The organism is Faecalicatena contorta (genome assembly GCF_001404335.1).
Lineage (GTDB): Bacteria > Bacillota > Clostridia > Lachnospirales > Lachnospiraceae > Faecalicatena > Faecalicatena contortus_B.
Genome location: NZ_CYZU01000002.1, coordinates 186,298 through 196,346, shown reverse-complemented (window position 1 = coordinate 196,346; position 10,049 = coordinate 186,298). Strand labels below are relative to the sequence as shown.

Genomic DNA, 10,049 nt, shown 5'->3' with positions numbered 1-10,049 from the left:
TGAACCCAGCGCGGGAAATCATCAGATTTCCCGTGATGTGTTCAGTGTACCCGCCTATCCGGCATCGGCTGTTCAAGAATCACTTAGCAGCATGGGTGCATATCGCAACGGCATATACAGCCCCAGCACCTCCCCGGCCTCCCTGTCATGAAGCGTCCCCGTCCGTCGACAGGACTGAAGCCTGTCAACTAAATCCCGATTTATTGGTCCGGTAAGTTTTTCAGATGTGCAAGTTCCCTATACACAGTAGGTATGCTGCATCCCAGAATGCGTGCAATCCGCGGAACCGATCCTTTGACCAGGAAGACCTTTTTTTCCTGGAGTTTAGAAAGGATTGCTATCCTGTCATTTCTTGAAAACTCTGTAGGGACGTCCTCATGGTACAGGCCGTGCAGTGTCTGGGCAATCGCATTAGAGACACTGTCCTGAAAGGTCTCACTGTCTGAATTATCGCTGTTGGCAACCTTTGCTTTTCCTGTCTCAAGACCACCAAGCATTAGCGCGATGTTGCTGAGCAGCTGGTAGTCTGTTGTATCCATGTTGATACAGAGCATTCCCAGAAGGGTATCACCAGATTTTATAAAATATGTGGAAGAGCGGAGAAGCTTGTTATTTTCTGTATGACCTGAATAGCTTGCTATGTAATCCCGGTTCCTCCATTCTCCGCTGCTGACCATTTTTTTGGCAAAGTCTGTCATAGGGGCGCCTACGCTGCGTCCGCTGATATGGTTGTTTGTAATGGCGACAATACTTTCTGTTCTGCAATCCAGAACTGCCACCTCAAAGCTCTTTCCAAGAGCCTCCCCCAAAAAAGGAACAAGATTCATGTAATAATTCATAAGATCATCCATATGCATCACCTTAATAAAATTTGTCTTTTAACTATCTTACTGAAAACCATATATAGTTGATTGGTATATTCATTTACCAACATATGGTAAATTCAGCCTATCATGAATTTGACGCAAGGTCAAGGCATCTCATAATCCCAAAATGTCAAATGTTAGTGTAACGTTACTCTATACCGGCCGTGAATCAGGAAACTGGCGGAAATAGTTCTGTGCAAACGTGATAAATGCCCGGCTGATCGGAGAGATGGAATTGAGATCATTGTATATAATCCGTATTTCCCTGAAAGGCTCTTCGATCAGCGGCTTTGCAGTAAAAGGAAGGTTCAGGTATTTTTTAAAGGACATCTCCGGGAGAATGCTGACGCCAAGGTTCTGGGCGATCATGGAGACAGTCAGGTTGTCATCGGAAACGGAGTAGACGACGTTAAGTTTTAACTGATATTTGCGGATCAGCTGCCCAACCTGATGGTTTGGTCCTTCACCCGGCATGATGAATACCTCCGACTCCAGATCGTGCAGGGATAGCGCCTCCTTTTCGGTGAGGGGATGGCCGCAGGGAAGGATTGCCTGCAGGCTCTCACGGAACAGAGGAATCGTCTTAAAAGGAAGCTCTGCAGATACGGACGAAAATCCAAAATCCACCCTGCCGCCGGCAAGCATTTCTTCGACTTCTTCATAATTGCCGTCAATGATTACAATATGAATTTTTGGATACTGCAGATTAAACTGGCGCAGAAGGTCCGGGAAGCATTGGATTGCCAGGCTCGGGATTGTGGCAATGCATAGTGTGCCTGATTCAAATTCGTGGTAAGAGGTAAGGGTAAAGTCCAGCGTGTTCTGTGCGTCTACTATATTGCGTATGTGAGGGAGCACATCAATCCCTGCCCGTGTGAGGCTGATGTCATTATTTTCACGGTTTAAAAGTTTAAATCCAAAGGATTTTTCAAGGGTAGAGATGGAATGGCTGACCGCGGACTGCGTATAGCCGAGTTCATTGGCAGCTTTTGAAAAACTGCGGTGCTCCAGGACCTTGAGAAAAATTTCGTATTTTACAGTATCCATAAATTCCTCCTAAATTGTGCAATATAACGGCAACTTTTATAAGCCACTTACAAATGGCTAAAGAGCCATATAAGTTTACTGGATATATATGTTTATGAACATGCATGCGATTTCATTTCTGATAACCCCGCGGAAGGTGATCTGGTGTTTCGTGCACTATGAACAAAATGATAATATTTTTTTATTAAAATTTACCCTATGAAAAAAAGTGAACAGCAGAATGAAAATTACTTGTTGGATTTTTAACGATTTTATTGGTACGATAATTTTATAAAAATTGATTGATTATTTCGACGAAATCAAATAAAAACAAATGAAAGTCTTGAATTATTGAGTAATTATAAAGCAAAAGTTTTGAAATTACAACTACTTTTTTGAGGATGCAATGAAAAGTGAACAGCAGAGCAGAAGAACAAAGTGATAATTAATTATTAAAAAACGTGCGAGGGAGAGACGATTATGGAAGAGTTGACAGGCAGGATTTTTAATATTCAAAAATGTTGTAACAGGGATGGGCGCGGGATGCGGACCACGGTCTTTTTTAAGGGCTGCGGGCTCCGCTGTCTCTGGTGTGCGAATCCGGAAGGCATCTCCTTTAAGCCGGAAATCACACTGAATCCTGTCAATTGTATGGGATGTGGTTTCTGCCTGAAGAAATGCCCCAATGGCGCCGTCTTTCTGGACGAAGAGGGTGCGATGCAGTACGACCGGGCAAAGTGCACTGCCTGCGGACTTTGTGTACAGCTTTGTCCCACTGAGGCGAGAAAGCAGTTTGGGCAAGATTACACGGTAGATGAATTGTTCAGGCGCATTTATCAGGATCGCTTTTATTTCGAGCATTCCGGAGGCGGAGTAACATTTTCCGGAGGAGAGACCTTGATGCAGCCCCGGTTCCTGTATGCGATTGCAAAGAAATGCAGGGAATATCACATCAATGTTGCGATAGAGACCTGCGGATGCGGGGACTATGAAGCTTTTGCCCCCTGTCTGGACTACATAGATTTTATTTATTTTGACATCAAGCATATGGACAGCGGGATGCACCAGAAGATTACAGGCAGGCCAAACGAAGAAATTCTGGAGAACTTAAAAAAAATCTGCGCCCATGGCAATGAAATCTGTGTGCGCACCCCGGTTGTTCCAGGGTGGAATGATTCGGATGAAAATATCCGGACCACGGCACAGTTTATCAGTACTCTGCCTGCCGTACGGCGGTACGAACTGCTTGCATACCACAGGCTTGGCATTAACAAATATAAAATACTGGACATCGAATATCCGCTGCCGGATATCGAGGAGCCGGATACCGGCCATATGCTTCATCTGGTGGAAGCGGCTAATGAAATACTGATTCCTGCAGGAAAGAAATGTTTTTATAACATTGACAACAGTGCAGATGAGTAAGGCGGGCCAGGCACATCACTATGCTGATAGATCGGGAACGGCATCAGAATAAAGCCTGTGAGCGATTGCTAACTTTGGAAGTACAGCAGTATGCTCCAAAGTTCAATAAGATAAACAACTTAACAAATTTTCAAAAAGGAGGAAACACAATGAGCAGTAACAAAGTTGAATTCCTAAAGGCGCGGCTGCGCGACACCAATCCGTCTATTTCCCTGGACAGAGCCAGACTGGTAACCGAATTTTACCGGACCCCTTCCGTTGAATCTCCGATTTCCAGGAAGGCACATTTGCTGGAATATCTGTTGAAAAACATGAAAATTTTCATCAATCCACAGTCCATTTTTGTGGGAGACCATGGTGAGAGATACAGATCTGTTCCCGCATATCCGGAATGGGGCTCAAACTGGATACTGGAGGATATCGATACCTTTGATACCCGCTCCACCGACAATATGGAATGGGTGAACCCCGGAGACAAAGAGGAACTGATCCGGATCTGTACGGAATGGAAGGGACATGGTTTCAGAGAGATTGTAGACAGTAAGATTCCGGACGATATGAAGCAGGCCGCCCTGGACGGTTTAATTACAATCGGTTCACGTATCGTTTCCACAGCAAGCCATATGCCGCAGTATGATGTGATTTTCCAGAAGGGCTTCCGTAAATTGATCGAAGAGATTCAGGAAAAGCTGGATCATATAGAACATTATGACTTTATTACCCAGGAGCAGAAAGATACATGGGAGGGGATGCTGGTCACATTAAATGCAGCGATTATGTTTGCACACCGTTACGCGGATCTTGCCCGTGAGATGGCACAGACAGAGGAAGATGAAAAACGCAGAGAAGAGCTTTTACGTATTGCCGTCACCTGCGAACGTGTTCCGGAATACCCGCCGGAGACCTTCTATGAGGCCATGCAGTTCTTCTGGTTCATTCATTTGATCTATCAGATAGAGAATGCGGGACACAACCATTCGGTCGGACGTTTTGACCAGTTTATGTATCCCTATTTCCAGCATGACATTGAGGCGGGAATCGCTACGGAAGACGATATCGTTGAGATGATCGAATGTATGCTGATCAAGTGGACCGAAATATTCGAGCTGCGTGACCATATTGAAGCAGAAGCCTATGCCGGATTCCCAATGTGGACGAACCTTACCATCGGCGGGATTGATGCGGACGGTAAGAATGCGTGCAACCGCCTGACTTACCTGTTCTTAGAGGCTGCGGACGGGGCACAGACGACACAGCCTGCGATCTCCTTCCGTTATAACAAGAAGATCGACAGGGAAACCTTCAGAAGAGCTCTTAAGCTTACCCAGAAGGGTCTCGGACAGCCGGCATTCTTCAATGATGATATTAATATTCCGCGTGTACTGGCAAATGGATGCAATGATATCCGCGAAGCCCGTGACTACGCGATTGAGGGATGTGTAGAGGCACAGGTTCCGGGCAAAACGGATTTCCGCCCTGTTGCCGGATTTATCAATATCCTGAAAGTACTGGAACTGACGATGTTCAATGGAGTGGATCCGAAGACGGGCCGCCAGTTTGGGCCGAAGACAGGCACAATGGAAGAGATGGATACCATGGAAAAATTCATGGACGCCTATAAGGCACAGCTGTCTTATATCATCGATTACCACCTGAAGGCATATGGAATCTGTTCCGCACTTCATTCACAGATCTGTCCGACGGTATTCGCATCTACCCTAGTGGACGGCTGTATTGAAAAGGGCCGCATCCTGCAGAAAGATGGCGCAAAATACAGCAGTACCGGCACCTTCATCAGCGGCGTGGCTAATGCAGCCGATTCGCTGGCCGCGATTGACCAGGTTGTTTTCCGCCAGAAACTGCTGACCCTGCCGGAACTGGTTGAGATACTTGCCAATAATTATGAGGGGCATGAGGAATGGCATCAGATGCTCCTGAATAAATATGTACACTTCGGCAATGATGAAGATTTAGTAGATGATTACTGCCGCCAGGTTGTAACCTACTGTGCAGAAGAAAACCGTGCACATAAAGATTCCCGCTTTGGCCAGTATGAACTGATCCTTCTGAACCAGACTTATAATATCTGGCAGGGACGTGTCGTAGGCGCTACGCCGGACGGACGTATGGACGGGGAGCCGCTTGCGAACAATGCTTCACCTTCCAACGGTATGGATCGCAATGGCCCGACCGCAGTAGGCAACTCCATCGGAAAGATGGATACGATTATGGTTCCAAAGGGAGTTCTGGTAAATCACAAGTTTGACCCTGCCGTTGCAAAGGGCGAGAAAGGGCTGGAAATGCTGGAATCATTTGTGAAAGGTTACTGCGAAGCAGGCGGGCAGCATGTGCAGATCAATGTAGTGGATTCGGAGACCCTGCGTGATGCCCAGGCACATCCGGAGAACCATAAGAACCTGATGGTGCGTGTGGCAGGCTACTCCGCATTCTTCGTAGAGCTTGACCCGCGTGTACAGGAAAATATCATCGGGCGTACAGAACATACCAACTGCTGTTAATTCATGGGGCCGTATCATAGCTTATTTTGCAGCTTGCAGCGAACCCGCCCCGTCGGGGTATACATTATTCTGCAGCTATGCTGCAGATCCGCCCGCAGGGCATGAGTTACGGGGTGCCCTTTGGGTATACATTATTCTGCAGCTTGCTGCAGACCCGCCCACAGGGCATGTATTACGGAGTGCCCTTTGGGTATACATTATGGGAACGCTTTAGTATACATACATGGCGGCAGTCTCTCCAGGCGGATATAGAATGCCCCGGTGAATCAATATTATAAATCATGCAGGAAGCCGCCCGGGAGAGTGGTGTTTCTCCGGGCGGCATAGAAAGAGGCGTAACAAAAGAACAAGAGAGTAAAAGAACAAGAGAGAGAGGGATACAAATATATGGATAAGAAAAATATGAGCTGGTTCACATTTTTTAAATTAGCCGGTGCGCTGCTTGCATTCCTGATTGGCTCCGGTTTTGCATCCGGGCAGGAGACCATCCAGTACTTTTCAGGCTATGGTTATATGGGGATTGCGGTGGGCATCATCAACTTCCTGATGATGTATCTGACTTATGTAGCATATGCATACGCGGGGAGGACCCGCGGCCTGGCCAACCTGAACGAAGTTGCCACATTTTACGCCGGGAAATATGCAGGAAAATTATTTGAGATCTTTGCGTGGCTGTTTGTAGCCTGCTGTTTTATCTTCATGTGTTCAGGCGGCGCATCCACATTTAACCAGCAGTGGGGCGTACCGATGCCGATCGCTACTGCTATCATGGTAGTGGCTGCTGTAGCAACCGCAATCTTCGGGTTGAAGCGCACGGTTGACGTAATCGGATGGCTTGGGCCGGTTATCGTCTGCTTTACGTTGATCGTCGGGCTGATATCGGCTTTCACATTCTTCCCACGGATTTCGGAAGGCATAGCCCTTCTCGACAGCGGGGCTGTTACGATTACCCGGGGAACCAATCATTGGCTGACAGCAGGATTTTCTTTCGGAGGCTGTTCCCTTCTTCTGGTTTCCAACTTTGTTTCTACTCTGGCATATGACCAGCGTGAATATAAATTTGGCCGTTTCAAAATGATTCTTTTTACAGGTGCATTCTTCATTTCCACAGTTTCTGTCCTGATGGGGCTGAACCATTTGGGAAATATTGAAGAGGCAGCAACAGTTGCGATTCCTAACCTGGCACTGGCTTCCCATATCATGGGTTCCGTGGGCACGCTGTTTGCGGTTGTCATCATATTGGCCATATATTCCACGATCTGTCCGTCACTGTGGAATACCATTAACTTTTTCATTAAAGATGATAAAAGCCCGAAGTACAAGATTGCGATTGTAGGATTTGGCGTGCTTACTTATGTACTGTGCCTCTTCGTGCCATATCAGAAGCTGCTCGGTGTTATCATGACCTATTGCGGCTACACAGGATTTATCGTATTCTTTGTGATTGTGATCCGGTACTTTATGGTAAAATCCAAGGACGACAAAGAAGGAATCAAAGCTTAATCCATCCGGCAATGTGATGGAATGAAAAAAATTTACCGAGTACATCATTAGGTCTGCTTAAGTGGCGGTTAATTATTATATGATGTACTGGCTTAGGAGGTTTTAACATGTTTAGACCAGTTGCACAGCTGCCTTTGGATTACAGCGTATTTAAAGATAAAAAGTCCATTTTCTCCTGGGCGCCGTCCGGAGCAATTCTTTTCGGAAACGGTGCTGCCGCAAAGACAGGGGAAGAATTGAAAAAACTGGGCGTAAAGAAGGCGACGCTCGTAACGGATCAGGGGCTGGTGAAGTTCGGGATTGCTGCAAAGATTATTGAATCTGTAAAGAATGCGGGCATCGAGCTGAACGTATACGACCAGTGTGAACCGGATTCGTCTGTAGAGACTGTAGAAAAAATAGCAGATTTAAGCAAAGAAGCAGATGTCATAATTGGCCTTGGCGGCGGGAGTTCTATGGATCCCGCCAAGGCAGCCGCAATTGTTGTTACGAATGGCGGCAGTATCAGGGATTATCAGGGGTGTGACAAATTCAAGACCGCACCGCTGCCCATTGTAGCCATTCCGACTGCGGCGGGGACTGGAAGCGAGTGTACGCCGTTTGCGGTGATTGCAGACCGGCAGAGAGAATGGAAGATGCCGATCGGCGGTACCGGGATCATGCCGGCGCTTGCGATCTGTGACCCGGAACTGACCTACTCCCTTCCGGCAGGTATTACTGCGGCAACGGGGATGGATGCACTGACCCATGCAATTGAGGCTTACACATCCCGCTGTACGGAACCGATTTCTGATGCGCTGGCATGCCAGGCTGTAAAATTGATTGCACACGCCCTGCGTCCGGCAGTCTACCGCGGTGACAGCGACAAGGACGCCCGCTATGATATGATGATGGGCGCGATGCTGGCAGGCTATGCATTTACTACGGCCAGCCTTGGGATTTCCCACTGCATGGCACATCCTTTGGGAGCACAGTACCATGTTCCGCACGGCGTCGCGAATGCCCTGTGCCTTCCGGTGGTGATGGAATTCAACATGGGGGCCTGGCCGGAGCGTTATGCAGATATTGCCGGTTTTTTTGGGGTCAATACTGCGGGGTTGTCCGTGAGGGAGGCCGCGAAAAAGGGCGTTGCGTGTGTCTATGAACTTCTGGAGGATATGCCGGTTCCGCCGCTTGCCTCCTACGGGGTGACAGAAGAGAGCCTGGAACGCCTGGCCGACGATGCAATGCTGGGGGGCGACCGTCCCAACAATGCAAGGATGACGACAAAGGATGATTTTATCCGCCTGTACAGGAAAGTTATGGAGCTCAAGAAAGATGAGAAAATTTAAAAAGCTTGTAGTGCTGGAACCTGTCCGGTTTGATAAAGCGGCAGAAGAAGCACTGTTTGAATATGCGGAAAATGTACGGATCTACCGCGACATTCCTCCTGATGACGCGGAAAAAATCAGACGTATGAAGGATGCAGAAGCGGTGCTTGTGTTCTATACGAGTCAAATCGGTGCACAGGTGATTGAGGCCTGCAAGGATCTCCGGTACATCGGAATGTGCTGCAGCCTTTATACGCCGGCAAGCGCGAATGTGGATATTAGTTATGCCCGGGGGAAAGGAATCACTGTGACCGGAATCCGGAAGTATGGTGACCAGGGCGTACCGGAGTTCATCTCGAGTGAACTGGTGCGCCTGTTCCACGGATTTGGACCGAGGCGCTGGCGGGAAGAGGAAATGGAGCTTACAGGAGTAAAGCTCGGTATCGTGGGCATGGGAGATGTGGGCACAGCAGTTGCAGAATTAATGCTTGCATTTCAGATGGATGTTTATTATTTCAGCCGGACCCGCAAGCCCGGTATAGAAGACAAGGGCGCAAGGTATCTGCCATTTCACAGGCTGTTGGAAACGGTGGATGTGCTCACGACACATCTTCATAAGAATACGGTCATCATGGCGGAGAATGATTTTAAGCGCTTTGGAAATGGGAAAGTGCTGATCAATACGACTTTTACACCGCCTTACCCGCTGGATGCGCTAAAGGGCTGGCTGCAGCAGCCGGGTAACTATTATATAGTGGACAGTGCGGTTTCGATCGGAGGGAAGGATGGAGAAATCTATCAGATGCCGAATGTGATTTGTCCGGATGTCATAGCGGGGCAGTCTGTTTTGTCAGGCGTCCTGCTTAGGAAGAAGGTATTGCAGAATATAGAAGAGTACCTGTCTTCACAAGACTTTTGATACCCGCTCTTGCAGCAATGAATTTTCAGATACACTGCCAGGATACGGGATCGGCTGCTCGAAAGAGCATATTATATTTTAAGTTAAGGAGAGAGCTTATGCGAGAAATTATATCAACTTTATCAGCCCCAGCGGCTATAGGACCTTATTCACAGGGAAATCAGATCGGGAAACTGCTCTTTTTGTCGGGGCAGCTTCCGGTTGATATGGGGACCGGCGCTTTTCCGGAAAGCGTGGAAGAACAGACGGAGAAATCGCTGACCAATATCCGTTCCATTCTTGAGGCCAAAGGAGGTACGATGGATCACGTTGTAAAGACAACAGTATTCCTTAGCGACATGAACCATTTTGCCGCCATGAACCGTATATACGAGAAATTCTTCACAACAGGCGCATATCCCTCACGCAGTGCGGTAGAAGTGGCAAGGCTGCCCAAGGATGCACTGGTGGAGATTGAGGCAATTGCCTATATTGAATAATC

Annotated in this window: 8 protein-coding genes; 6 read left to right on the top strand and 2 right to left on the bottom strand. The window is 47.7% G+C overall.

Annotated elements, in window-relative coordinates:
- Positions 1-200 precede the first annotated feature (200 nt).
- Together ARB69_RS02200 and ARB69_RS02195 are read right to left on the bottom strand one after the other, a co-directional pair.
- Entirely contained in the window at positions 201-851 is a 651-nt protein-coding gene (locus ARB69_RS02200) for a helix-turn-helix transcriptional regulator (protein ID WP_050639667.1), read from the bottom strand.
- A 168-nt stretch (positions 852-1,019) separates the two neighbouring features.
- On the bottom strand, positions 1,020-1,913 hold the full coding sequence (locus tag ARB69_RS02195) for a LysR family transcriptional regulator (protein WP_050639668.1): 894 nt from the start codon (positions 1,911-1,913) through the stop codon (positions 1,020-1,022).
- A 459-nt stretch (positions 1,914-2,372) separates the two neighbouring features.
- Here ARB69_RS02195 and ARB69_RS02190 point away from each other — a divergent pair, with 459 nt between their 5' ends.
- The 6 genes from ARB69_RS02190 (at position 2,373) to ARB69_RS02165 (ending at position 10,047) form a co-directional block, all read left to right on the top strand.
- On the top strand, positions 2,373-3,317 hold the full coding sequence (locus ARB69_RS02190; RefSeq protein ID WP_055150550.1) for a glycyl-radical enzyme activating protein: 945 nt from the start codon (positions 2,373-2,375) through the stop codon (positions 3,315-3,317).
- 149 nt (positions 3,318-3,466) lie between these two features.
- On the top strand, positions 3,467-5,836 hold the full coding sequence (locus ARB69_RS02185; RefSeq protein ID WP_055150547.1) for a glycyl radical protein: 2,370 nt from the start codon (positions 3,467-3,469) through the stop codon (positions 5,834-5,836).
- Positions 5,837-6,223: 387 nt separating this feature from the next.
- Positions 6,224-7,339 carry a hypothetical protein gene (locus tag ARB69_RS02180; RefSeq protein ID WP_055150544.1) on the top strand — a complete coding sequence of 372 codons (1,116 nt, stop codon included), beginning with the start codon at positions 6,224-6,226 and terminating at the stop codon, positions 7,337-7,339.
- Positions 7,340-7,446: 107 nt separating this feature from the next.
- Positions 7,447-8,670, top strand: coding sequence for an iron-containing alcohol dehydrogenase (locus ARB69_RS02175; protein WP_055150541.1), 1,224 nt, complete (start codon positions 7,447-7,449; stop codon positions 8,668-8,670).
- Positions 8,657-9,568, top strand: coding sequence for an NAD(P)-dependent oxidoreductase (locus tag ARB69_RS02170; RefSeq protein ID WP_055150538.1), 912 nt, complete (start codon positions 8,657-8,659; stop codon positions 9,566-9,568). Before ARB69_RS02175 ends, ARB69_RS02170 begins: the two co-directional genes overlap by 14 nt.
- 98 nt (positions 9,569-9,666) lie before the next feature.
- The gene (locus tag ARB69_RS02165; protein WP_055150535.1) at positions 9,667-10,047 is read left to right on the top strand and encodes a RidA family protein; all 381 of its coding nucleotides are present in this window, start codon (positions 9,667-9,669) and stop codon (positions 10,045-10,047) included.
- Positions 10,048-10,049: the final 2 nt, after the last annotated feature.